Annotated in this window: 17 protein-coding genes; 10 read left to right on the top strand and 7 right to left on the bottom strand. The window is 70.4% G+C overall.

What is annotated here, in order from left to right:
* The first annotated feature begins 104 nt into the window (after window positions 1-104).
* Complete coding sequence (locus tag ACQP06_RS34355) at window positions 105-275, top strand: DUF2613 domain-containing protein (protein ID WP_071812209.1); 171 nt, start codon at window positions 105-107, stop codon at window positions 273-275.
* The gene (locus ACQP06_RS34360) at window positions 256-4,539 is read left to right on the top strand and encodes an alpha-(1->3)-arabinofuranosyltransferase (protein WP_433669228.1); all 4,284 of its coding nucleotides are present in this window, start codon (window positions 256-258) and stop codon (window positions 4,537-4,539) included. Before ACQP06_RS34355 ends, ACQP06_RS34360 begins: the two co-directional genes overlap by 20 nt.
* A 13-nt stretch (window positions 4,540-4,552) precedes the next feature.
* On the opposite strand, the gene ACQP06_RS34365 is transcribed toward ACQP06_RS34360, so the two are convergent.
* Complete coding sequence (locus ACQP06_RS34365; RefSeq protein ID WP_433669230.1) at window positions 4,553-5,704, bottom strand: acyltransferase family protein; 1,152 nt, start codon at window positions 5,702-5,704, stop codon at window positions 4,553-4,555.
* 187 nt (window positions 5,705-5,891) lie between these two features.
* On the opposite strand from ACQP06_RS34365, the gene ACQP06_RS34370 reads away from it, so the two are divergent.
* From ACQP06_RS34370 to ACQP06_RS34380, 3 genes are all read left to right on the top strand, one after another.
* Window positions 5,892-7,028 carry a DUF3068 domain-containing protein gene (locus ACQP06_RS34370; protein ID WP_433669232.1) on the top strand — a complete coding sequence of 379 codons (1,137 nt, stop codon included), beginning with the start codon at window positions 5,892-5,894 and terminating at the stop codon, window positions 7,026-7,028.
* Between the two features lie 185 nt (window positions 7,029-7,213).
* A complete protein-coding gene (locus tag ACQP06_RS34375; protein WP_433673516.1) occupies window positions 7,214-8,380 on the top strand; it encodes a polysaccharide biosynthesis protein in 1,167 nt (388 codons plus the stop codon).
* Between the two features lie 9 nt (window positions 8,381-8,389).
* Window positions 8,390-10,279, top strand: a complete 1,890-nt coding sequence (locus ACQP06_RS34380; protein WP_433669234.1) for a hypothetical protein — start codon at window positions 8,390-8,392, stop codon at window positions 10,277-10,279.
* Between the two features lie 72 nt (window positions 10,280-10,351).
* Here the strand turns inward: ACQP06_RS34380 and ACQP06_RS34385 are convergent, their stop codons facing one another.
* Complete coding sequence (locus tag ACQP06_RS34385; RefSeq protein WP_433669236.1) at window positions 10,352-11,521, bottom strand: glycosyltransferase family 4 protein; 1,170 nt, start codon at window positions 11,519-11,521, stop codon at window positions 10,352-10,354.
* 137 nt (window positions 11,522-11,658) lie between these two features.
* Between ACQP06_RS34385 and ACQP06_RS34390 the strand changes: the two genes are divergently transcribed.
* The gene (locus ACQP06_RS34390) at window positions 11,659-12,450 is read left to right on the top strand and encodes a methyltransferase domain-containing protein (RefSeq protein WP_433669238.1); all 792 of its coding nucleotides are present in this window, start codon (window positions 11,659-11,661) and stop codon (window positions 12,448-12,450) included.
* Between the two features lie 15 nt (window positions 12,451-12,465).
* Here ACQP06_RS34390 and ACQP06_RS34395 read toward each other — a convergent pair whose 3' ends face one another.
* Together ACQP06_RS34395 and ACQP06_RS34400 are read right to left on the bottom strand one after the other, a co-directional pair.
* Window positions 12,466-12,768: a hypothetical protein gene (locus ACQP06_RS34395; RefSeq protein ID WP_433669239.1), complete on the bottom strand. Its 303-nt coding sequence runs from the start codon at window positions 12,766-12,768 to the stop codon at window positions 12,466-12,468.
* Between the two features lie 202 nt (window positions 12,769-12,970).
* Window positions 12,971-13,174 (bottom strand): hypothetical protein, encoded by a 204-nt coding sequence (locus ACQP06_RS34400; protein WP_433669241.1) that lies wholly within the window; start codon window positions 13,172-13,174, stop codon window positions 12,971-12,973.
* 240 nt (window positions 13,175-13,414) lie between these two features.
* Between ACQP06_RS34400 and ACQP06_RS34405 the strand changes: the two genes are divergently transcribed.
* Window positions 13,415-14,848, top strand: a complete 1,434-nt coding sequence (locus ACQP06_RS34405; protein ID WP_433669242.1) for an aldehyde dehydrogenase — start codon at window positions 13,415-13,417, stop codon at window positions 14,846-14,848.
* A 132-nt stretch (window positions 14,849-14,980) separates the two neighbouring features.
* On the opposite strand, the gene ACQP06_RS34410 is transcribed toward ACQP06_RS34405, so the two are convergent.
* The 3 genes from ACQP06_RS34410 to ACQP06_RS34420 form a co-directional block, all read right to left on the bottom strand.
* Window positions 14,981-16,807 (bottom strand): phosphoenolpyruvate carboxykinase (GTP), encoded by a 1,827-nt coding sequence (locus ACQP06_RS34410; protein ID WP_433669244.1) that lies wholly within the window; start codon window positions 16,805-16,807, stop codon window positions 14,981-14,983.
* A 243-nt stretch (window positions 16,808-17,050) separates the two neighbouring features.
* Window positions 17,051-18,607 carry a hypothetical protein gene (locus ACQP06_RS34415; RefSeq protein WP_433669246.1) on the bottom strand — a complete coding sequence of 519 codons (1,557 nt, stop codon included), beginning with the start codon at window positions 18,605-18,607 and terminating at the stop codon, window positions 17,051-17,053.
* A gap of 234 nt (window positions 18,608-18,841) precedes the next feature.
* A complete protein-coding gene (locus tag ACQP06_RS34420; RefSeq protein WP_433669248.1) occupies window positions 18,842-19,504 on the bottom strand; it encodes a hypothetical protein in 663 nt (220 codons plus the stop codon).
* A gap of 267 nt (window positions 19,505-19,771) precedes the next feature.
* On the opposite strand from ACQP06_RS34420, the gene trmB reads away from it, so the two are divergent.
* Genes trmB through ACQP06_RS34435 form a run of 3 tightly spaced genes read left to right on the top strand, consistent with a single transcriptional unit; the run spans window position 19,772 to window position 24,683 of the window.
* The gene (gene trmB / locus ACQP06_RS34425) at window positions 19,772-20,626 is read left to right on the top strand and encodes a tRNA (guanosine(46)-N7)-methyltransferase TrmB (RefSeq protein ID WP_433669250.1); all 855 of its coding nucleotides are present in this window, start codon (window positions 19,772-19,774) and stop codon (window positions 20,624-20,626) included.
* A complete protein-coding gene (locus tag ACQP06_RS34430; protein ID WP_357094131.1) occupies window positions 20,623-21,393 on the top strand; it encodes an NYN domain-containing protein in 771 nt (256 codons plus the stop codon). Before trmB ends, ACQP06_RS34430 begins: the two co-directional genes overlap by 4 nt.
* Entirely contained in the window at window positions 21,393-24,683 is a 3,291-nt protein-coding gene (locus ACQP06_RS34435; RefSeq protein ID WP_433669252.1) for an MMPL family transporter, read from the top strand. The genes ACQP06_RS34430 and ACQP06_RS34435 overlap by 1 nt, the downstream gene beginning before the upstream one ends.
* Window positions 24,684-24,720 lie beyond the last annotated feature (37 nt).

Genomic DNA, 24,720 nt, shown 5'->3' on the forward strand with positions numbered 1-24,720 from the left:
ACCGGGCGGTGCGATTCCGGAGTAACCGAGCGTCGCGAATCCCGCCGCGCAAAACCTGCTAGGTTGGCCGGGTTACGCATGCGTCCGATGTTGGGAGTACCGCGATGAAGTTTGCCGTTCCTGGTGCAGCGAGTGCTGTCGGTGGGGCCCTCGTCGGCCTGGCGGCGGTCCTGGTCATCACAATGGCGGCCTCGCAGGACAAGCGGCCCGATATCGACCGCAGCGGTGACGCCTCGTCGTCGCTGCTGAACAACGTTGAGTACGGCTCGCGCTGACCGGACGACCTCCGAACCAGACCACACCGAAGACTCACAGTCCGCGACCGGTCCGGACGAGGACCGGTCGCCGACTACCGCGCCGCTGGGCCGCCGCTGGCTGCTCGGCAGCGTCATCGCAGCATTCCTGCTGACCTTTCTGCAGGCCCCCGGGCAAACCGTCGCCGACACCAAGTACGACCTGGCGCAGAATCCGCTCGGCTTCCTGTTCCGCGCCTCGCATCTGTGGAGTAGCCAGGCCCCGATGGGCCAGGTGCAGAACCAGGCGTACGGCTACTTCTTCCCGCACGGGGCGTTCTTCTCGCTCGGGCACGTGCTCGGGCTCCCCGCCTGGGCGACCCAGCGCATCTGGTGGGCGCTGCTGCTGCTCGCCGGATTCTGGGGCATCGTCCGGCTCTGCGAGACCCTCGGCATCGGCAGCCGCGGTTCGCGGGTGATCGCCGCGGTCGCGTTCGCGCTGTCGCCGCGCGTGCTCACCACCCTCGGCTCCATCTCCTCGGAGACGCTGCCGATGATGCTGGCCCCGTGGGTGCTGCTGGCCCCGGCCGCGCTGGGGGTGGCGATGCGGCGGGACCGGAACTCCGAACCACCGAAGCGCGGGATGGCGACGCCCGCGGGCAGTGCCCTCGCGCTCGCCCTGATGGGTTCGGTCAACGCGGTGGCCACGGCGGCGGCCTTCCTGCCCGCGGCCCTGTGGTGGTTGTCCTACAAGCCGAATCGGGCGTGGTGGCGGTTCACCCGCGCCTGGATCCCGCTGCTGGCGCTGGGCACCTTCTGGTGGGTGGTGCCACTGTTGTTGCTGGGCAAGGTGAGTCCGCCGTTCCTGGACTACATCGAGTCCTCGGGCGTGACCACGCAGTGGGCCTCGCTCGGCGAGGTGCTGCGCGGCACCGACAGCTGGACGCCGTTCGTATCGCCGGAGCGCATCGCGGGCGCGGTGCTGGTCACCCAGCCCGCGGCGGTGCTGGCCACGGGGCTGCTGGCGGCGGCGGGCATGGCCGGTCTGGCCATGCGGGCCATGCCGAATCGCGGTCGGCTGGTGCTGATCCTGATCGTCGGCCTCACCGGCATCTGCGCGGGCTACGCGGGCGCGCTGGGCGGGCCGTTCGCCGAACAGGTGCGCCTGTTCCTGGACTCCGGCGGCGCGCCCCTGCGGAACGTGCACAAGCTGGAACCGCTGATCCGACTACCGCTGGTGCTCGGGCTGGCGCACCTGCTGGCCCGGGTCCCGCTGCCCGCCTCGGTGCCGATGCCGGTGTGGCGCAGGGCGTTCGCGCATCCGGAACGCGATCGCATGGTGGCGGTGGGCGCGCTCATCCTGACCGCGCTGGCCCTGTCCACCTCGCTGGCCTGGACCGGCAAGCTCGCACCGCGCGGCAGCTACGACGAGGTCCCGGCCTACTGGCGGCAGACGGCGGACTGGCTGGCGCACAACGCCTCCGACACCCGCGCACTGATCGTGCCGGGCGCGCCGTTCGCCTCGCAGGTGTGGGGCCTGACCCGCGACGAGCCGATGCAGGCGCTGGCGAGCACCCCGTGGGCGGTGCGCGACGCGGTGCCGCTCAACCCGCCCGGTGCGATCCGCGCCATGGATTCGGTGCAGCGGCTCATCGCCGACGGACGGCCGTCGGCGGGGCTGGCGGCCACGCTGGCCGGACAGGGCATCGGAGTCCTGGTGCTGCGCAACGACCTCGACCCGGAGACCTCGCGCTCGACCCGGCCGATGCTGGCGCACCGCGCCATCGAAGGGTCGCCGGGGATCCGGAAGGTCACCGAATTCGGGGATCCCATCGAGACCGGCAAGGTGGAGGGCCTGGTCTCCGACGGGGATCTGCGGCCCGGCTACCCGGCCGTCGAGATCTACCGCGTCGAGGTGCCCGCGCCCGGCACGCCCACCAGCGTGCGCAGCGGCGTGGGCGCGCCGAATTCGTTCCCGGGCGCGTTCACCGTTCCGCTCGCGAATCTCCCGGTCGTGCAGGGCGGACCGGAAGTCGTGGAACGATTGCGGCGCAATCCGGCCGTGCCCGCCGGACCGGTCCTGCTGTCCGCCGACGCGAACACCGCCGGACTGCCGCAGCACGGCGTCACCATCACCGACACCCCGATGGACCGCGAAGCCGACTTCGGGCGCGTCGACAACCACAACTCGGCGCTGCGCGCCCCCGGCGACGCCCGCCGCACCCACAATCTGGTCCCCGACTACGCGGTGCCCGGCGCACCTCTGGTGGAGGGCGAATGGTCCGGCGCGACCGTCACCGCCTCCAGCGCCGCGGGCGACGCCACCCAGCTGGGCGGCGCCGCGCCCGGCAGCTCCACCGCCGCCGCGGTGGACGGCGACCCGGCCACCGCGTGGATCAGCAATGGCGCCGAACACGCTGTCGGCCAATGGCTTCGACTCGACCTGGACAAGCCGGTGAGTTCGGCGGTGCTGCGGCTGACCACCAGTGCGGCCGCCATCGGCAGCCCGATCAAATGGGTCGAGGTCGAGACCGCCAAGGGCACCGTCGCGGGCCGCGTCACCGAACCCGGTGCACCCGTGTCGATCTCGCTGCCGCCGGGCCGCACCGACTGGATCAAGATCACCGCCGTGCACACCGAGGACGGCAGCGCCGGTGGACAGTTCGGGATCGCCGAACTGAGCCTGTCCGACTACGCCGACCGCGAGAACCCGGTCACCGTGGACATCCGGCATCGCACCGTGCTCCCGCCCGCCCCCGCCGGCGCCACCGTCGCGGGCTGGGACCTGGGACAGGAATTCCCCGGCCGCAGCGCCTGTTTCGACTCCCCCGACCGGATCCGCTGCAGCAAGGGCCTGGCGCTGGCCGCCGAGGAACCGAGCCTGTTCGAGCGCACCCTCCAGGTGCCGGAACCCGTCACCGTGGCCCCGGACCTGATCGTGCACACCCGGCCCGGCCCGGCCCTGGAGGCCCTGCTCACCGATCCGGACCGGCCCATCGCCCGCGGCCGGGCCGATGTCGCGGACCCGCGCGGCTCCGCGCTCGCCGCCACCGACGGCGACCCGCTCACCAGCTGGACCGCGCCCGAGACCACGGTGCGCAATCCGGCCGGGCCCAAACCCACGCTCACCATCGAACTTCCGGCCCCCACCCTGGTGACCGGGCTGACCGTGACGCCCTCGCGCGGCGATCTCCCCGCGCACCCGACCGCCGTCACCGTGAACCTGGGCGACGGCCCCCAGGTGCGGGAGGTGAAGCCGGACTCCGGCAGCACCACCCGCCTGGAGCTGTACCCGACCGTCACCAGCCGCATCGAGATCTCGCTGCAGAGCTGGGACGGCGTGCTGGACCGCACCGCACTGGGTTTCGCGCAGGAGCAGCCGCCGGGCCTGGCCGAGGTGACCGTGCTCGGCCCGGACTATCCGGCGCCCGCCGATCCGAATCGGCCCATCACCGTCGACTGCGCGCACGGGCCCACCATCGTGGCCGCCGGTCGCACCCTGCACACCACGGTCACCGGGACCGCGGCCGAATTGCGTTCCGGCGCACCGCTGCCCGCCACCGTGTGCGGGGTCGACGACAACGGCGGCGGCGCGTCGGAGGACCACTCCTTCGAATTCCCCTCCGGGCGCGTGGATGTCGCGGTCGCGCCGACCGAGCTGTTCACCGTCGACGAGCTGCGCCTCGACCGCACCCCTGCCCTGCCCGCCGCGACGGAGACGAACGAGGCGACCGGCACGCAGGTGCTGGTGCTGCCGCTGTCGACGAATGTCGGCTGGCAGGCCACGACGGCCGACGGCACCGCGCTGAAACCCGTGGTGATCAACGGCTGGCAGCAGGCGTGGCTGGTGCCGGCCGGCGCGCACGGCCCGATCACCGTGTCCTTCCCCACCGACCGCTGGTACCGGGTAGCCATCTTCGGCGGCCTGGTACTGCTGATTCCCTTGCTGGCGCTGGCCTTCCGGGGCGCGCGGTCGCCGGTTGGCACGGACGGCCCGCCGCCGCGCGCCTGGCGCAGCCGGACCCTCGCCGGGCTCGGCCTGGCCGCCGGGGCCGGTCTGATCGCGGGCCCGGTCGCGCTGGTGCTCACCGTGTTCGGCCTGATCGGCGCTCATCTGCGGCCGCGAGGCTGGTCGCGCATCCTGATCGCGCTCGCGGGCGGCGGCACCGCCGTGTGCGCGGCCGCGCTGTCCACCGGACCGTGGCGCTCGTTCGAGGGCTATGTCGGCGGTTCGCTCTGGGTGCAGTTCCCGGCGCTGGTCGCGATCATCGCGGTCGGGATCGCGGCCCTGCCGCCGCGCCGCTGAATCACGCTGCCGCTCAGCCGAAGCGGCGGCGCGTCCACTGCCGTACCGGCTCCTCGACGAGGGCGAAACTGGCGGCGGCCAGGGGCAGCGTGAAGACGACGGTCAAGACGTAGACCACCACGAAATGCCCGCGGAACGGCACCACGCCGAACACCGGGAACACGATCGACAGCACCGCGAGGTGCCAGATGAAGATGCCGTAGGACCAGCGGCCGAGGGTGGCCGCGACCCGGCTCTCCAGCAAGCGGTGCGGCAGGTCCGGCCGCAGCACCAGCGGGGCGATCAGCCCGAAGCCGACGATCGCGCCGAGCGCCATCTTGGCGGCGTACTGCCAGGGCTGCCCGTGCACCAGTCCGCGCGGCCCGGCCAGGTCGGTGGTCGCCAGGACCATGGCCGCCACGGCGAGCGGCCACATCAGCCAGCGGTTGCCCGCCACCCGCCGCCAGGTCGGCGCGGGCTGGTCGGCGAGTTCGGCGAGCAGCATGCCGACCGCGAACCAGGGCAGGTAGCCGGGCAGCCAGTTGTCGGAGTGGATGCCGTCGGGGGTGGGGACGGGCAGGAAGTTCCAGCCGAGACCGATCACCGCGAGGCCGAGCACCACCGGCACCCGCAGTCGCGCCCGCTGCCCGCGCAACCACACCAGCGCGAACGCCAGCAGCGGCAGCACCAGATAGAAGGCGACCTCCACCGAGAGACTCCACATCTGGGTGAGCCCGTCGGTCAGCGTGAACGGCACGAACACCTGCAGCAGGCCGAGATTCGACAGCCACACCCGCAGTCCGGCGGTGTGCGCCGCGCTCGGCAGCAGGATCAGCACCGCGCACACGACCACCCAGTAGGCGGGCAGGATGCGGGCCGCGCGATGCAGCAGATAACGTCCGGCGCTCGGTGCCACCCCGTGCCCGCGGGCCGCCGCGGCGTGCGGCCGCCACAGCAGGAATCCGGACAGCGCGAAGAACACCGCGACCGCGAGATCGAAGCGCTCCCACACCCGGCCGAGCACCGGCTGTCCGGTGGCGCCGGTCTGGAAGGCGACGTGGGTGAGCACGACCCCCAGGGCGGCGAGCGCGCGCATGCCCTCGAGTGCGGGAACGAAGCGGCCCGGACGGACCGGCGCCGGGTCCAGGTCGGGCGTCTCCGCGGTGGTGAGGGTGGTCGTCGTCATCGGGTCCCAGTGTGCCTTGCGGGTGTTCCGCGGATCATCCGGCTTTTGACTTGGGGGCGTTTCGGGGTGTTTTCCTGCCTCGGCCGCACTCAGGGACCGCTCGGACTGTTAGTGTCTGGGCTCACGAGTGCTGCGCGGCGACCGCAGTACTGGAAGAAACACGCGTTCGACGACGAGGAGAACCTGCATGGCACTCAGTGCCGGTACCAGAAGGACGGTTGCCTGCGTACTCGTGGGGCTCGGCGCGATGCTGCTCGTCGCTGCCATCATGATCCCCACCTACACGGTCAGCCGCCTCGCGAAGACGCCGTTGGATCTGGAGATCACGACCGTCGCGACCAACCCGCAGACCGGGGCGCCCAGTGAGGTGCTGGACTCGAAGTCGCTGACTTCGACGACCGGCTCGGCGAAGGTGGACCAGAACGTCCCGCTCGTCTCGCAGCGCTTCCTCACCGTCGAAAACCCGTCCGACGCTTCGGAAATGACCATTCAGGCCGGTCAGACCCTGCGCCGCACGGACAAGCAGGGCGACACCGGCCTGCTGACCGCGAGCATCGACCGCGTGACCGTGGACCGCAAGACCGGTGAGCCGGTGGAGTCGGTCGACGGCGGCCCGAACGGCGCGATCGCCGTGACGGTCGACAAGAAGGGCGAGTCGGTCATGGACCCGGTGCAGCACACCGGTCTGCAGTACCGCTTCCCGATCGGCACCGAGAAGAAGACGTACCCGTACTTCGACCTCAACACTCGCAAGACCTACGACGCCCCGTTCGTCGAGGAAACCGAGATCAACAGCCTGAAGGTCTACCACTTCCAGATGACGGCGCCGGTCACCGACCTGTCCACCGTCGCGAACTCGCCGACCAACAAGCTGACCCTGCCCGCCGCCAAGTGGGGCGTGGAAGGCGACGGCGACGTCACCATGGCGCGCTACTACACCAACGTCCGCGACCTGTGGGTCGAGCCGGACACCGGCACCGTCATCAAGGGCCAGGAGCAGATTCACCTGTTCTACGCCCGCTCCGGTGACAAGCCCGAGGTGACCGCGCTCAAGTCGACCCTGGTGTTCGACGAGAACACCATCGAGTCGCAGATCTCGGTGGCCAAGGAGAACATCGACAAGCTGTCGCTCTACGGTCGCACCCTGCCGATCATCCTGGGCGGCCTCGGCCTGCTGTTCCTGATCGCCGGCATCGTGCTCGGCCTGCTCGGCAAGAGCGGCGACGGCCGGACCCCGGCCCGCCGCGTCCCCGCCCCCGCGGGCGGCCCGGCTCCCTCGTTCGACGCGCCGACCCAGCAGATCGACATGAACAAGCGCCCCTGACGGCACCCGTTCCCGGCGGCCCAGCACCTTTCGCAGGTGCTGGGCCGCTGTCGTTCGCGGACACCCGTCCGGGTTGCGCGGGGTGGCGGGCCGGGGGCCGGACCCCGGATGGGAGCATTGCGGGCGTGTCTGTTGTACGCCGTCTGCCCGTGGTCAAGGACCTGACCTTGGTGACGGCGGGGGCGATGACCGCGAATGTCGCGGGGTATCTGCTGCAATTGCTCGCCAGCCGCTGGCTGGGAGTGGCGGGATACAGCTCCTTCGCGAGCCTGCTGGCGATCCAGGTGCTGTGCGCCGTGCCCGCGCTGGCCTTGCAGAACGTGGTGGCGCGCGAAGTGGTGCGCGGCGCACCCGCGACGGCCGTGCGCACACTCGCGCTGCGCTGCGCCGCCCTGGTCGCGGCTGCCGCGGTCGTGCTGGTGCCGATCGTCGCCCTCGTGTTGAAGGTGAGTGTCGTGGCCGCGGCCGGCGCGCTCTGCTCCGCTCCCCTGCTGGTCCTGCTCGCGGGCGAACAAGGGATTCTCCAGGGTGGCAGCCGATTCCGGCCGCTGGCCTGGGTGCTGGGCGGCGCGGCGATCCTGCGGGTGACTCCGGCGCTGATCGCGCTCGCGGTCGGCGGCGGCCCCGCGCCCGCGCTGTGGGCGGGCGCCGCCGGAGCCGCGACCGCGGCCGTCGCGGCGCGACGTGTGGCCGACACGGTCAGCGTTCCCGTCGGCGCACGTGATCTGGCGCTCGGGGTGGTTCCGGTCTTCCGGGCGGCGCAGGTGCAGGCGGCGTTGATGGCGTTGTCGTCGGCCGATCTGCTCATCTCGCGAATCGTGCTCAGCGAGAACGATGCCGGGCGGTACGCGCTGGGTGCGATCGCGGCCAAGATCGCGTTCTGGCTGCCACAGGCCGTCGGCGTGGTGCTGTATCCACAGATGGCGCAGCCCAAGCACTCCGCGCGCGCCATGCGGTCCGCGCTGGCGGTGCTGATGGGGATCGGCGCGGTCACGGTGCTCGGCGCCGCGCTGGCCGCCCCGCTCGCCCCCTTGTTCGCGGGACGCGACTACGCGCCGATCCAAGGGCTGCTGTGGCTGTTCGCGCTCGACGGCGCCCTGCTGGCGGTGCTGCAAGCGGTGCTGTTGTCGGCGATCGCGGCCGACCGCACCGCACCCGCGGCGATCACCTGGATCGGGCTGGGCGTCGGGGTGACGGTCATGCTCACCTGCGCCCACTCGGTGCTCACGCTGATCCTCATCGCCACGGTCACCGCGGCCGTCACCACACTGGTCCTGACAGCGGTCACCCTGCGCACGGCCCGCGACGAGACCCCTTCGCGGGTCCCCGATCTCGGGCCGACCGGAACGTAGGGTGCCGGTGTGAACGCGGTGGGCGGAGAACGGCGGTGGCGCGGGCTGATCCCGGCCGGGTACAGCCTGCTGCTGTCCGTGATCGTCCTGGGCCCGCTGCTCGGCCCCGGCTACCTGCTCCTGCGCGACGCCGTCAGCACCCCTCGCTCGTATCTCACCGACTCCGCGCTCGGACTCGGTGACGCCGCACCCCGCGCGGTACCGCAGGACGCGCTGATCGCCACCCTGTCCCCGGTCGTCGACGGCGGACTGATCGTCAAAGCGATTCTCCTGTCGGCCCTCTGGCTGTCCGGCTGGGGCGCGGCGGTCCTGGCCCGCGACCTGTTGCGGGTCTCGCTGGGCCCGCAGCTGGTCGCGACGACCATCGCCGTCTGGAACCCGTACGTGGCCGAACGGCTGCTCCAAGGACATTGGAGCCTGCTCACCGGCTACGCCGCGCTGCCCTGGATCGCCCTGCTCGCCTGGCGGTTACGCGCGGGCTCGGACCCGGCACAACCAATCGCGGGCATCACCTCACCCCACACCCGACGCCTCAGCTCCGTGGGCGGGTGGGCCGGGTTGGCGGGCTGCCTGGCCGCGGCGGGACTCACGCCCACCGGATCCCTGCTCGCCGGCGCGTTGACGCTCATGCTGGTGGGCCGCCGGAATCTGGCCGGCGCGGTGGTGCTCTGGATCATCTCCGCTGCCCCGTGGCTCACCGCGACCGTGCTCTCCGGCGCCGCCGCGGAGCCCTCCGATCCGGCGGGCGTCGCGGCCTTCGCGGCCCGCGCGGAACCCTGGCTCGGCACCCTGGGCAGCCTCGCCGGATTGGGCGGCATCTGGAACGGCACGGCTGTTCCCGGCTCACGCACCACCTTTTTCGCCCTGGTCGGGACGCTGCTGTTGCTCGCCCTGGTGGCGACCGGCGTGCGTGCGGTGGTGAGCCGAGTCCCGGAAGAGGCTGCGGCTGTACCGAATACGGGGACCGACCACGGACTCATCGTTCGTCGCCGACTGGTGTGGCTGGGGCTCACGGCGATCGTGTTGCCCGCGCTCGGCGCGACCGGATGGGGGCTGTCGGCGGGCGAGTTCCTGGTGCGTGAGGTGCCGGGGACCGGGCTGCTGCGGGATACCCAGAAGTACGTGGCGCTGGCGGTTCCGGCGTACGCGTTGTGCGCGGCGGCGGGGTGCCTGGTGGTGGGGCGCTGGATCTCCCGCATGGTCGCGGACGAAGCGAGCGACCCGCCCGGGCGGGCCCGAACCGGCGGTGCCGCAGCGCTTTTCCTCGCGATCCTGTTCCTGACCCTGCCGGATATGGTGTGGGGTGTCGGGGGCGCGTTGCGGCCGGTGCACTATCCGGATGGGTGGCGACAAGTGGCGGCCGAGGTGGGCGCGCCCGGCGATGTCGCGGTGCTGCCGGGCGGGATGTTCCGCAAGTTCCGGTATTCGGGGAGCGCACCCGTACTGGATCCCGCGCCGCGCATGCTGCCGCGAGATGTGCTGCAGACCGGGGAACTTCCGGTGCGCGGCGGCAGTGTGGCCGGTGAGGGCGCACGGGCCCGGAAGGTGGAGAGCCTGCTGCTGCACGGTGGGTCCGTGCGCGAGCTGGCGGGCCTCGGCGTTGGATGGGTGCTGGTCGAGGGTGGTACGCCGGGGCCGATGGGTGACTCGAAAACCGTTCTCGCTCAGCTGACTCCGGTCTACGCGGATCGAGATGTGCAGCTGTACAAGGTGCCCGGTGAGATCGCCACGCACGAGGCTTCCGCGAGCAGCCGCCGGATCGCCGGGGCCGCGCACCTGCTGTGGGCCGCACTGCTGACCGGCGGATTCCTCACCGCCGCAGTCCTTTCGGTGCGGCGCGGGTCAGTCCTTCGGGAATCCGAGCGCGAATCCCGCAGCGATCACGACAACGCTGATTAGTGCGATGACGACGATGATCCACATGCCTCGATGCTAGGAATCATCACGGCGTCGCGCCGGGACTTCGGCGAATCAGACGCGCGCGGGCGCGATCAGCCCGCTCACCCGCTCGCCGCGGGTCACGGCCGACAGCACCTCGTAGACGCCGTTTCCGGTTTGCTCCCAGGAGAATTCACGCGCCCGCGCCCGCGCCTTCTCCCCCAGCACGGTGCGGGCCTCGCTGTCGCGGAGCAGTTCCCCGACGGCCGCGGTGAGCTGGGCGGAGTCGTCGACCAGGAGCCCGGTGACGCCGTCCACGACCGAATCGGTGAGGCCCCGTGAACTCCGGTACCCGACGGTCGGCACCCCGTGCTGGGCGGCTTCGATGACGGCCAGTCCCCAGCCCTCCTTGCGGGAGGGCAGCACGTGCACCCAGGCGCGGGCCAGCAGGCGGTGCTTCTCGTCCTCGTCGACGTGCCCGTGGAAGGTGACCGCGTCGGCGATGCCGAGCTCGCGGGCGTGCGCGCGCAGGTTCTCGTCCCACCAGCCGCCGCCGACCACGTCCAGGTGCAGGCCGGGGATGCTGTCGCGCAGTCCGGCGACCGCCGCCATGGCGTCCTCGATCTGCTTGTGCGGCACCAGCCGTGAGAGCACCACGATGCTCGGATGCGGGGTGCGGGCGGATTCGTCACCGGCGGGCACGCATTCGGGGATGGGCTCCGCGCCATTGCGCACCACCGCGATCCGCGGCGCGTCCACGCCGAGCGCGGTGAGCTCCTCGGCGGAGGGCAGCGACACCGTGAGGTACTGGTCGCCCCGGTGCACGCGCGGCGAGAGCCGCGATTCGATCCACCACCCGATCCGGCCGACCAGCTTCCCGGCCACCGGCCACTGCTCCCGATGCCCGTGATGCACCAGCACCACGGTCGGCGCGGCGCTCACGGTGCGCGCGAAGAAGGGGATCCCGTTCTGGGTGTCGATGACCGCGTCAGGCCGCAGCCCCCGCAGCGGTCCGAGTCCGACCCGCCCGAGCGCGATGGCGGCCAGCGCCCGCGGGTACACGGTGAAACGCCCGCCGCCGCGACTGATCTCGATCCCATCGACCGATTCCCGCCGCGCCGCCCCCGGATATCCGGCGGTCCGCAGCGTCACCTTCACGCCGCGCGCGGCCAGCTGCGCGCCGACCTGCTCCAGGTACCGCTCACTCCCGCCGCCCTGCGGATGCCCGGTGTCGCGCCAGCACAGCAGCAGCACTTCACGCACGGGCGATTCTCCAGGGGCACGGTCGGGGGACGGACAGACAATGGGCTCCACAATATAGCGAGCCGACCGGTCTCGGGCCGGCAGTGCCGATCCGACCTGCGATTGCCCGCGATTCTCCGCGTGAGAGACTTGCCGCCGTGCTTCGAGCTGAGCAGACCACCGTGCGCCGTCCGCGATTCGCCCGCCGGGCAACGCTGCGACGCTCGCTGCGGCTGCTGGGCAGCTTCCGGTTCGAGCAGACCGATCCCGCCGTGTTCTACGGCGGTGTGGCCACCGATACGGCCGAGCTGGTGTCGGACTTCTACCGGGATCTGACCGGGCAGTCGCTGCGCGGCACCGTGGTGCTGGACGTGGGCGGCGGGCCCGGCTACTTCGCGGACGAGTTCGGGCGCGCGGGCGCGCGCTATCTCCCGGTCGAGCCGGACCCCTCGGAAATGCACGCCGCCGGATTGCGGGTCGCGGGCGCGGTGCGCGGGTCGGGAATGGCCTTGCCGTTCCGCGACGACGCGGTGGAGGTGTGCGTCTCCTCGAATGTGGCCGAGCACGTGCCGCAGCCGTGGCTGATGGCGGCCGAGATGCTGCGGGTGACGAAACCCGGTGGCCTCATGGTGTTTTCGTACACGGTGTGGCACGGCCCGTTCGGCGGACACGAGACCGGGCCGTGGCACTACCTGGGCGGGGAGTACGCGGCCCGGCGGTATCGCCGCAAGCACGGGCGGGAGCCGAAGAACCGTTTCGGGCGTTCGCTGTTCGCGGTCAGCGCGGCCGAGGGCGTGCGCTGGGCCGCGGCGGTACCGGACGACATCGAGATCCTGGCGGTGTTCCCGCGCTATCACCCGCGCTGGGCGTGGTGGGTCGTTCGGGTTCCCGTGCTGCGGGAGCTGCTGGTCAGCAACCTGGTGGTGGTGGCCGCCAAGCGGCCGCGCTAGCCCACCCGGGCGCGTTCAGCGGAGGGCGACGCCGCGCCGCCACACCCGGCGGAGGCCGGTGCAGGGTTCGGGTTCGCCCCACGGTGACTCCTGGGTAGCCAATCCCACGGTTTCCATCGCGGTCAGGCCGACCTGACCGGCGAGGGCGTTCACGGCGGCAACCGCTTCGGCCGCGAGTAATGCGGCGGTGGCTTGCGCAGTGGTGAGGGTCCGGCCGGGTAGGAAGGACACCACCCATCCGCCCGCGCCGACGCTTTTCGCCTGATGCGGCGTGAGATCGCTGGTCATCAGCGCTCTGCCGACCACTTGCACCGCCATGACTCGGACTCCCCTGTGCGGTAACTGTTCATGTTACGTGCGAGCTATCCACGGTAGCTATAAAGCATGCTCGCTACGGCTGCCGAATGCAATAGTGCGTTCGGCGAAAACAGAACCGACAGGTCGGGATTCGATTGCCGAGGGTGCTGATGATTTGCCACGAGTATGCGGAAGTGCTTGCGCGACTACATGTCCGGCGTAGCTAGTCCGCCGGAACCAGAAGCCGCAGTGCCGGTTGTCCTTTCCGGACAGTCGGATAGGTCGCCTCCACGACCTCCACCCGCCACCCGGGCGGCAGCACCCGCTGCAATTGACCCGCCGCCCGCTGCATGGGGGTGCTGCTCACCGGCGAGTCGGTATCGGAGAACTCATCCACCAGGAAGTCATCGAGCCGCGTATCAGCCATACGGGGGATCTACCTTTCGAAGAGCTATGGAATAGCAACCGACCGAAGTGGTGGAGAAAGGTGTTCTGACCCGAGCATAGGCCACCGCCGGGCAACCAAGATTTCAAACCGCGTTTTACCTCGCCGGTAACAAGGGTGCTTAGAAACCGAGGGGTCCAATTTCAAAGAAAATCCCGGCCAGCGGGACGATTGCCCACCGGGACGCGGACAACCCGGGGCACAAAACTGTAACGTGTTCTCATGGAGTTCCAGAGTCTGTTCATCGGTGGCCGCTGGACCGCGCCGGCCGGCCCCGACACCCTGCCCGTCGTCTCGCCCGCAACCTTGGAGACCGTCGGCAGCGTGCCCGTCGTCACCCGCGCTGACGTGGACGCCGCGGTCGCCGCCGCCCGCCGGGCCTTCGACAGCGGGCCCTGGCCCGCCACTCCGCCGGAGGAACGCGCCGCCCTGCTGTCCCGCGCCGTCGCGCTGCTGGACCAGAAGGCAGGCGACCTCGCCAACGCGCTCTCCGCCGAGACCGGTGCGCCGCCGATGGCCGCCAGCACCCTCAACTACGTCTCCGGCCGCGCCACCCTCGACTTCTACGCCAACCTCGGCAAGTCCTTCCCCTGGACCGAGACCCGCACCGGCCTGTTCGGCACCACCCGCGTCTCGCGCGAGCCGGTCGGCGTGGTCGCCGCCGTCATCGCCTGGAACGTCCCCATCTTCCTCGCCATCAACAAGCTCGCGCCCGCCCTGCTGGCCGGCTGCAGCGTGGTCCTCAAGCCCGCGCCGCTGACCCCGCTGGCCGCCAACCTGCTGGCCGACATCTTCGCCGAGGCCGGCCTGCCCGAGGGCGTGCTGTCGGTGCTGCCCGCCGAGGCCGACGCCTCCGAGTACCTGGTCTCGCACCCCGGCGTCGACAAGGTGACCTTCACCGGCAGCTCCGCCGTCGGCCGCAAGATCGCCGCCATCGCCGGCAGCCAGCTCAAGCGCTGCTCGCTGGAACTGGGAGGCAAGTCGGCCGCGATCCTGCTGCCCGACATGGACATCGCCACCATGCCGCAGCTGGCCTTCTCCGGCCTGATGAACAGCGGCCAGGCCTGCGTTGCCCAGACCCGCATCCTGGCTCCCCGCAGCCGCTACGACGAGATCCTCGAGGCCCTCACCGCGGCCGTCGACCTGTTCCCGGTCGGCCTGCCCGACGATCCGGCCGCCCAGCTCGGCCCGCTCATCTCGAAGGCGCAGCGCGAACGCGTCGAGGGCTACATCGCCAAGGGCAAGGACGAGGGCGCGCGCCTGATCCGCGGCGGCGGCCGCCCCGATGGCCTGCCCGGCTGGTACGTCCAGCCCACCGTCTTCGCCGACGTGGACAACGCCATGACGATCGCCCGCGAGGAGATCTTCGGCCCGGTCCTGTCGGTCCTCCCGTACGACACCGAGGAGGAGGCCATCGCGATCGCCAACGACAGCGACTACGGCCTCGCCGGTTCGGTGTGGACCGCCGACATCGAGCACGGCGCGACCGTCGCCTCGAAGGTCCGCACCGGCACCTACGCCATCAACTGGTACGCCTTCGACGCGTGCGCGCCCTTCGGCGGCTACAAGACCTCCGGCATCGGCCGCGAGAACGGCCCCGAGGGCCTGGACGCCTACTGCGAGACCAAGTCCCTGCTGATGCCGATGGGCACGTAGCCCGGCGAACGAACAACGGCTCGCCCGCACAATCAGTGCGGGCGAGCCGTTTTCGTTCTGTGGGGGTGCGGGGGCTTACCCCCGCTCACCCTTATCGGGTTGTGGGGGCGTGCGCCCCCACCACCGGCCGTCTCAGGCCAGACGCTCCTTCAGAGCCTCGAACTCGTCACGCAGGCCGGAAGGCAGCTTGTCGCCGATGAACTCGAACCACTCCTCGATCGAGGGGATCTCGCGCTTCCACTCCTCGACGTCGACCGCGAGGGCCTCGTCGACATCGGCAGCCGTCACGTCCAGGCCCTCGAGGTCGAGGTTGGCCGCGACCGGCACATTGCCGATCGGGGTGGCGACGGCCTCGGAGCGGCCCTCGATGCGGCCGACGATCCACTCCAGCACGCGGGAGTTCTCGCCGAATCCGGGCCACAGGAAGCGGCCGTCGTCGCCACGACGGAACCAGTTGACGTAGAAGATCTTCGGCAGCGCCTGGGCGTCGGCGTTCTTGCCGAGGGTGATCCAGTGGTTCAGGTAGTCACCCACGTGGTAGCCCATGAACGGCAGCATGGCCATCGGGTCGCGACGGACGGTGCCGACCTTGCCCTCGGCGGCGGCGGTCTGCTCGGAGCCCACGGTCGAGCCCATGAACACGCCGTGCTGCCAGTCGAAGGACTCGGTCACCAGCGGGATGGTGGTCTTGCGGCGACCGCCGAACAGGATGGCCGAGATCGGCACGCCCTGCGGGTCGTCCCACTCGGGCGCCAGGGTCGGGCACTGCGACATCGGGGTGCAGTAGCGCGAGTTCGGGTGCGCGGCGAGGGTTTCCGACTCGCGCTCGAACCAGTCGTTGCCCTTCCAGTCGACGAGGTGGTCCGGAGTGCCCTCGAGGCCCTCCCACCACACGTCGTTGTCGTCGGTGAGGGCGACGTTGGTGTAGACGGTGTTGCCGGCCTCCATGGTGGCCATGGCGTTCGGGTTCGAGCTGCGGTTGGTGCCGGGGGCGACACCGAAGAAGCCGAACTCCGGGTTGACGGCATATAGTCGGCCGTCCGCGCCGAAGCGCATCCACGCGATGTCGTCACCGAGGGTCTCGGCGCGCCAGCCCGGGATGGTCGGCTGGATCATGGCGAGGTTGGTCTTGCCACAGGCCGACGGGAACGCCGCGGCGATGTAGTAGGCCTTGTTCTCGGGCGAGATCAGCTTGAGGATCAGCATGTGCTCGGCCAGCCAGCCCTCGTCGTGCGCCATGGCCGAGGCGATGCGCAGCGAGTAGCACTTCTTGCCCAGCAGCGCGTTGCCGCCGTAACCCGAACCGTAGGACCAGATCTCGCGGTCCTCGGGGAAGTGGGTGATGTACTTGGTGTCGTTGCACGGCCACGGCACGTCGGCCTGGCCCTCGGCGAGCGGGGCGCCGACGGAGTGCAGGGCCTTCACGAAGGGGCGGTCGGTGCCCAGCTTCTCGAGGGCGGCCTGGCCGGCGCGGGTCATCACGCGCATGGAGACCACGACGTACTCGGAGTCGGTGATCTCGACGCCCAGCTTGGGGTCCTCGGCGCCGAGCGGGCCCATGCAGAAGGGCACCACGTACATGGTGCGGCCCTTCATGGAGCCGCGGTACAGCTCGGTCATGGTGGCGCGCATCTCGGCCGGGTCGACCCAGTTGTTGGTCGGACCGGCGTCGGCCTCGTTCTTGGAGCAGATGTAGGTGCGCGATTCGACGCGGGCCACATCGGAGGGGTCGGAGAGCGCCAGGTACGAGTTGGGCTTCTTCGACTCGTTCAGCTTCTTGAAGGTGCCCGCGGCGACCAGCTGCTCGGAGAGACGGGCCGCTTCCTCTTCGGACCCATCCGACCAGACCACGCGGTCGGGCTGGGTGAGTTCTGCGACCTCCTGTACCCAGGCAAGCAGTTCCTTGTGCTCGGTGGGCGCGGTGCCATCGTGAAGACCAGGAATGGTCGCTGAGGTCATGAAAACTCTCCTGAGATGGGCGGCCCCGATGAACATCGAGCCGAGGAGCGCGGCTCGCGACACCGAGTGCCACCAATTGCGGCAAGGCTCCCGTCGGTCCCGCACGCGCGCCCATACCGGCTGGACGCACGTACAGGAACTCGGCGGATGCCCTGGTTCCTGCCATAGAGGTTAACGCCATATATCGCGCTGTACGGAATCGGGTTGTCCAGTCGGTACCGGGTCGAAACCTCCGACCAGCCATTATCCGAATTCGAGTGCGGCCAGGTCACGTTCGCATGCCTGCACGAGCGCGGGTCGCCGCTGCGCCGCGTGCCGCAATTGCGCCTCCAATTCACCGACCCGCGAATCGGTTTCCACCATGCGGGCGGCGGCACTGCCGAGCACCCCGTCGGTGAGCCGCTCCTCGGCGTCCACCAGGGCGGTGGCGACCCGCTGTTCCAGTCCCGCGCGGGCGTCGACCAGCGCGTCGGCGACCCATTGCCGCAGGTGAGCGCCCTCGGCGAGGCGTCGGCGGGCGCGCACCACCCAGCCCGCGCCCGCGGCACCCAGGACCAGACTGATCGGCATGATCGCGTAATCGAAGGCCTGCAACAGGGCCAGTGGCGTCACCAGCAGCCGCCCCAGCCCGAACCCCGCCGAGGCCCCCAGCACCAGCACCAGGTGGTCCTCCACGCCCCGCGGCCGCGGTCCCGGCGTCGGCGCGGCCCGCGACACCCGGTCCGCCGGGGCCGGAAAAGATATATGCCATTCCTCCGCGACGGATTCCTCGACCTGGCGGCACAATTCGCCGATCCGGGACCGAATCGACCGATCCATCTCCCGTGTGAGTTTTTCCACACATTCGCCGACCCGCGCCGGAAATTCGGTGAGCGCATTCCGCGCCAACCCGTCGATCTCATCCCGCAACTCCCCGTGCAACCCCCGAATCCGCGCCCCCACCTCGTGCAACAGCTCCACCCGAGCCAACTGCGCCCGATTCCGCACCACGCTCATCGCCGCCCCGCGACCCCCGTCCCCCACCGCCAGCAACCGCGCCCGCTCCGCCCGCAACCCCGCCACGTCCCCGCCGTCCCGCACCTTCGCCAACTGCCCCCGAATCCGCCGCCGCGTCTCCGCCAGCACCCGCTCCCGCACGATCGCCACCTGATCCCCGGCCGCGCCCGCCCCGGCCGCCGCCACCAATCGCGCGTGCAACAACCCCACCCCCGAGCGGTCCACCAGCGCCGCATCTCCCGCCGCGCGCCCCACCGCTGCCATCCGCGCCGACACCGGCACGATCTCCTCCCCGCCGCCACCCACCTCGGCCAGCAGCTCCGAATCCAGCTTCCGCACCTCTCGCCACTCGCGATGCGCGTGAATCCCATCCAGTGCGAACACGATCCGCGTCCGGTCGGCACACAACCCCCGTACCCGGCCCAGCAGCTCCTCCCCGATGAGGACACCGGCATCGAGTACGACGAGCGCTACCCGATGCGAACGAGCCGGGTCACCGCCGACGAGATCGATGTGCGGCCGGAACCGGGCCAGCTCCACCCGCAACGCCGCCGATTCGTCACCGCCGATGAGCGCGACCGCCGCGGCCTTCCCCGGTGCGGCCATTCCACGCAGCAACGCGAGACCGTGCGGATTCCAGCGCATGACAATGGCTTCCACTGCTTCGGACAGCCCGGCCGGCCTGCACGCGGTCGACACCGCCGCATCGGCCACGCCCGGAGCGATACCGAAGACCACGTCCGGCGAGGCGGCATCAGCGGCGCGGTGACCTGCCGACAACTGATACGACTCTGTGGCCGTCACCCTGGACAGCGGAGGCAGCTCCAGCCCACCGCCGAACGAGCCGGAACCAGGCTCCTTTATCGGTTGTCGTTCCGGAGTCGCCGAAACACGTACCGGCGGCGGCAATTCGAGGCCGGTATCCGGACGTGCGGCGTCCGGCTTCGGCTCGGGAAGCGGTGCATCGTCGGGGCGCGGTGCTGGCATCAACACCGCTGATTCGTTCCAGGGGGTGTGGTCGGCTTGGCCGCGGGAGGTTCACCGGCCGATGGCGGCGGCTTCGTAGCGGCGGTGCAGTTCGCGGTGGAGCGGGTCGATTCCGCTGGCGCAGTGCAGGATCTGCAGGAGGAGCCGTACGGGAAGCTCTGGAGCGTGGCGCAGGGCGGTCAGAGCGCACGAGACGCCGTGGAGATCCCAGCGGTCGAGTAGCGCGCGGCGGGCTTCGGGATCGGGGGCGAGGTCCGGGGCGGCGAACAGGTCGTGGGAGAGGGTGAGGGGCGGGTCCGGATCGTCGCGGTGGCGGCGCAGTGTGTTCAGGTCGGCGTCGGTGAGGGTGCCCGAGCGGGTGTGGGCGGCCAGCGTGGCGACCACGGGGAAGACGGGGAGATCGAGGTCCGAGGCGAGCGCTTCGGCCGCGGTGGCCGCGTCGGACCAGCGCACGCCGATGGCATCGGCCTTGTTGAGGACGACCAGGGTGCGGTCGGGCGGGAGGGTGGCGAGCAGGCGGCGGTCGGCTGCGTCGGCCCGGCCGGGGAGGACATAGAGGAGAAGATCGGCGTCGAGAGTGGGGTTCGGACGGCCGGGACGGTCGATCGGGCGGGTTTCCTCGGCGGCGAGCAGGGACAGGGCGCGGCAGAGGGTGGTTTTTCCGGCGCGGGCGCGGCCGGTGACCTGGATGCGCGGCGTTCGCCGGGGCGGCACGCGGGCAGCGTAGCGGGCGGATGCGGAGGTGGGGGCGGAAAACTCTCACGGAACTCACAATCAAGACCGCGCGGTCGGGGAAACGGGCTCGAACGCACCCTCGAGAGGTGGTGGAAATGGCAACTACCGCAAGGTGAGTCACCGTGCGGTCGTCATCGCGCGTGGTCGCGGCGGCGTGTCCGGTGTGGCGTCCGGCCTGGCAGCCGGATTGATCTTGGCCGTCGGAACCCGTGGTCGATTGCTGCGCTAAGGATCGAATACTGGACAATGGACGCCGTGAACGACGCCGCGAACCCCTCTGCCGAGCCAGCTCCCGGGCCGCGGTCCGCCGACCCCGCCGGTGACCCCGGTCACCCGGAGAACCCCGCCGCCGAGTCGGAGCAGACCGCCGGCCGCGAGCGCCCCGTGGGCGGCAACCGGCTCTATCCCCGGGTCACCAGCTTCCGCGCCCGCCGCGGCGCGGTGTCGCCCGCCCGCCAGGACGCCTGGGATCGGGTGTGGCCGGTGATCGGCAAGGACGTATCCGACGAAAAGCTGGACGCCGAGGCCTGGTTCGGCCGTTCGGCCCCGCTGATCATCGAGATCGGCTGCGGCACCGGCACGGCCACCGCGGCCATGGCGCAGGCCGAGCCGCAGTTCAACCTGATCGGCATCGAGGTCTACAAGCCGGGTCTGGCCCAGTTGGTGCAGCGGGTGGAGCGGGAGGGGATCGACAATCTCCGGCTGCTGCGCGGCGATGCCGTGGATGTCCTGGAAAATATGATTGCTCCCGAATCGCTGACGGGCGTGCGCGTGTTCTTTCCGGACCCGTGGCCCAAGGCCCGCCATCACAAGCGGCGGCTGTTGCAGCCGGAAACCTTCGCACTCATCGCAAGTCGGCTGATTCCGGGCGGCGTGTTGCATGTCGCGACCGACCACGCGGACTACGCGGAGTGGATCGGCCTGTACGGCAATGCGGAACCCCAGCTCATCGGCATGAACGAGCCCACCGGTGGGGACCCCGAGGCGTATCGAAACAAGGCACCGATTGGTTTCGAACGTCCGATTACCAAGTTCGAAAACAAAGGACTCCGCGCGGGTAGCGCCATCACCGAGTTCATCTGGGGGAAGATCGAATCATGAGCGTCAGTGAGATGACCCCGGAGGTCGCGGAAGTTGCCGGAATAATGCACGGCGGCGACTCGACCGGACTACAGGGCACCACCGGGCTCCACGGCAACGCAGCCGTAGCCATTGGCGGCACCGCCACCGACGTACGCCGCGTGCTGTTGGTCTGGGATGCACCGAATCTCGATATGGGCCTGGGCGCCATCCTCGGCGGCCGCCCCACCGCCGCCTACCGCCCGCGCTTCGACGCGCTGGGCCGCTGGCTGCTGGCCCGCACCGCCGAACTGTCGGTGGGCAGCACCACCCGGGTGGAGCCCGAGGCCACCGTCTTCACCAATATCGCCCCCGGCACCGCCGATGTGGTGCGACCCTGGGTCGAGGCACTGCGCAATGTCGGCTACGCCGTCTTCGCCAAACCCAAGATCGACGAAGACTCCGATGTGGACAGCGACATGCTCGGCCACATCGAGCTACGCCGCCGCGGCGCCGGACTGGCCGGGATCATGGTGGCCTCCGCCGACGGGCAGGCGTTCCGCGCGCCCCTCGAGGAGATCGCCGCTTCCGGCGTGCCTGTTCAGGTACTGGGTTTCCGCGAGCACGCGAGTTGGGCCGTCACGTCGGATATTCTCGAATTCATCGACCTCGAGGACATCCCGGGCGTGTTCCGTGAACCGCTGCCCAGGGTCAGCCTCGACTCGCTGCCCGACGAGGGTGCGTGGCTGCAGCCGTTCCGGCCGCTGTCGGCCCTGCTCACCTCCCGCCCCGCTCAAGGAGTCGCTTAGTGTTCACCCGCTGGGGCGACCTGGTCTACAAGCTGCGCTACACCGTCCTGGGTGTGGTCGTCGCCGCACTGCTCTCGTTGGGAGCGTTCGGGTTCGGGCTGGAGGACCATCTCAGCTCCAGCGGATGGGACGACCCGACCTCGGAGTCGACCGCGGCCGCGCAGCTCAAGGACAAGGTTTACAACCGCGACCACAACAGCGACGTGGTCCTGCTGTACACCGCGCCCGACGGCAAGACCGTCGACGATCCGGCGTGGAGTCAGAAGGTCATCCAGTCCCTGAACGACCTGCCCAAGCAGCACCCGGAGATCACGCAGGTCAACGCGTCGCCGTGGAAGACCGAGACCGGTCAGCAGCTGGCGCAGGCGGTGAGCCCGGATCGCAAGCACGCCTTCGCGACGGTCGCCATCAAGGGCGACAACGACACCGAGATCATGCGCAACTACCGGAATGTGAAGAACGCCTTCACCGTTCCGGACGTGACGGTCGAGGTCGGCGGCATGCAGCCGATCGCGGGCACCCTGAACGACACCATGGCGCAGGACCAGAAGCGCATGGAGATCATCGCGATTCCGGTGGTCGCGGTGCTGTTGTTCTTCATCTTCGGCGGTGTCGTCGCGGCCGCGCTGCCGCTGATCATCGGTGGCCTCACCGTGCTCGGCGCGAACGGCATCGTCATGGGGATCACGAAGTTCACCGAGGTGAATTCGTTCGTCTCCCCGGTGGTTTCGATGATCGGCCTGGGCCTGGCCATCGACTACGGCCTGTTCATAGTCAGCCGCTTCCGAGAGGAAGTGGCCGACGGCTACGACACCAAATCGGCGGTGCGGCGCACGGTGCAGACCGCCGGCCGCACGGTCATCTTCTCGGCGACCATGATCATCGCCGCCAGCGCCGGCATGCTGCTGTTCCCGCAGGGCTTCCTGAAGTCCGTGGCCTACGGCACCATCGCGACCGTCGCACTGGCCGCGATCTCCGCGATCACCGTCCTGCCGGCGCTGCTGTCCATTCTCGGGCCGCGCGTGGATGCCCTGGGCCTCAAGCGTTTCCGCAAGGAGAAGACCACCGAGCAGATCGAGAACGGCTTCTGGGGCCGGATGACCGCGTGGGTGATGAAGCACCCGCTGAAGGTGGCCATCCCGATCACCATCGGCCTGCTGCTGCTCATCATCCCGGTGAAGAACCTGCAGTTCGGCGGTATCTCGGAAACCTATCTCCCGCCGGACAATTCGACCCGACTGGCGCAGCAGCACTTCGACGAAGTGTTCCCGATGCGCAAGTCCGATCCGCTGCAGCTGGTCATCATCACCGACGAGTCGCGCAGTGTGGGACCGCTGATCAGTGAGGCCAACGCGAGCACGCCCGGCCTGCTGTCCAACGGCAAGTTCCAGATCCCGTCGAAGCCGCCGAACGGCTCCAACGTGTGGGTCTCGGAAGGCCGCCTGGAGAAGGGCGCGGACAAGGCCGCCGCCATCGAGGCGCTGCGCGCCATGGAGGTGCCCGAGGGCGTCGACATGATGATCACCGGTCAGCCCGCCATCGAACAGGATTCGATCAGCGCGCTGCTGGACCGCATGCCGTTGATGATCGCGCTGGTGGTGCTGGTGACCACCATCCTGATGTTCCTCACCTTCGGCTCGCTGGTGCTGCCCATCAAGGCGGCGCTGATGAGCGCGCTCGGCCTGGGGTCCACGCTCGGCATCCTGACCTGGATCTTCATCGACGGTCACGGTGCGGGCCTGTTGAACTTCACGCCGCAGCCGATCATGTCGCCGGTGCTGGTGCTGATCATCTCCGTGGTCTACGGCCTGTCCATCGACTACGAGGTGTTCCTGCTCTCCCGCATGGTGGAGTCGCGCACGCAAGGCGCGAGCACCACCGAGGCGGTGCGCGCGGGCACCGCGCAGACCGGTCGCATCATCACCGCGGCCGCGCTCATCCTGCTGGTCGTGACGGGCGCGTTCGCGTTCTCCGACCTGGTGATGATGCAGTACATCGCCTACGGCATGGTGTCGGCGCTGTTCATCGACGCGACCGTGCTGCGCATGCTGCTGGTCCCGGCCACCATGAAGCTGCTCGGCGACGACTGCTGGTGGGCGCCCAAGTGGATGAAGAAGGTCCAGCAGAAGATCGGCCTGGGCGAGCCCATCCTCGACGACGAGCGGCCCGGCGGCGGCGAGGTGGTGGACCTGGTCAAGACCACCCCGATCACCGACCCGGTCACCATGCAGATCCCGATCGTCTCCGACGGTTCCACGCCCGCGCGCCCGCGCAAGCCGCGCCCGCGCCGCACCGTCGACGTGGACAGCGAGGCCCCGACCCAGCGCATCGACACGGTGACGCCGGCCGAGTCCACGCCGCCCGCCGACAACACTCCGCAGCCGCCGGAGAACACCGCGCAGCAGGCGGAGAGCGTCGCGCCCGCTCCGGAACCGGTGCGCCCCCCGACCGGATTCCCTTCCGCCACAGTCCGTCCCGGCTTCGGCGTCACGCCGTCGACCACCGCGCCCCCCGCCTTCGCCAAGCCCGCGGGCATCAGCGAACCCAGTACCGAGGCGACCTTCAACCCGCCGGTGGAGACCTTCGGCACCGCGTCGGAGACCTATGGCGCGCCCGTGGAGTCGGTTCCGCCGCTGGCCCCGCGCCGGGTGATCAGCACGGCCGCCGCGGAAGCGCCGACCACCGATTTCGGTTCCGTCCCGCCGGTCGCCCCGGCCGGACCCGCCGAGTCCGCCGCGCCCCGCGGTCCGGTGACCCCGATCGGCGACTTCGCCTCGCCCGCACGCGGTTCCGCCCCCGGCCTGCCGCAGCGCAAGCCCGAACAGCCCGCCGCGAGCCAGGCGTACAGCCAGGACGTGAGTTTCACGCCCCCGCCCGCGCCGGTCACGCCGCCGAGTTCGGTGCCGTCGATCTCGCAGCCCGCACCGCCGGCGCCGCAGCCCGAGGCGACACCGCCCACGTCCACGGTCGGGTCCGAGCGGGTGCTCCCGCCGCCGACGCCGAAGATCGCGCCGCATCCGGCGACCCGGGCCCAGCTGTACCAGCCGCAGCCGGAAGGCGAGCAGCCCGCGCCGGAAGCCGCTCCCGCGGAACACCATCCGACGCATCACGCGGCCGGTGAGCAGCCCGAGGACGGCCCCGGGCGCAGCAGCATCGAGCAGTGGATGTCGGATCTGCGCACCTCCCGTCGCCGCCCCGGCAACCCGGACGAGGACGACGCCAAGCACCGCGGTGGTGAGGGGCGGCAGGTGAGCGTCAACGAACTGCTGCGTCGCCAGAACGACGACTGACGCGAAGCGACGCGGGAAGGCCCGGCCGAATTCTCGG

The organism is Nocardia sp. CA-136227, assembly GCF_050955695.1.
Taxonomy (GTDB): domain Bacteria; phylum Actinomycetota; class Actinomycetes; order Mycobacteriales; family Mycobacteriaceae; genus Nocardia.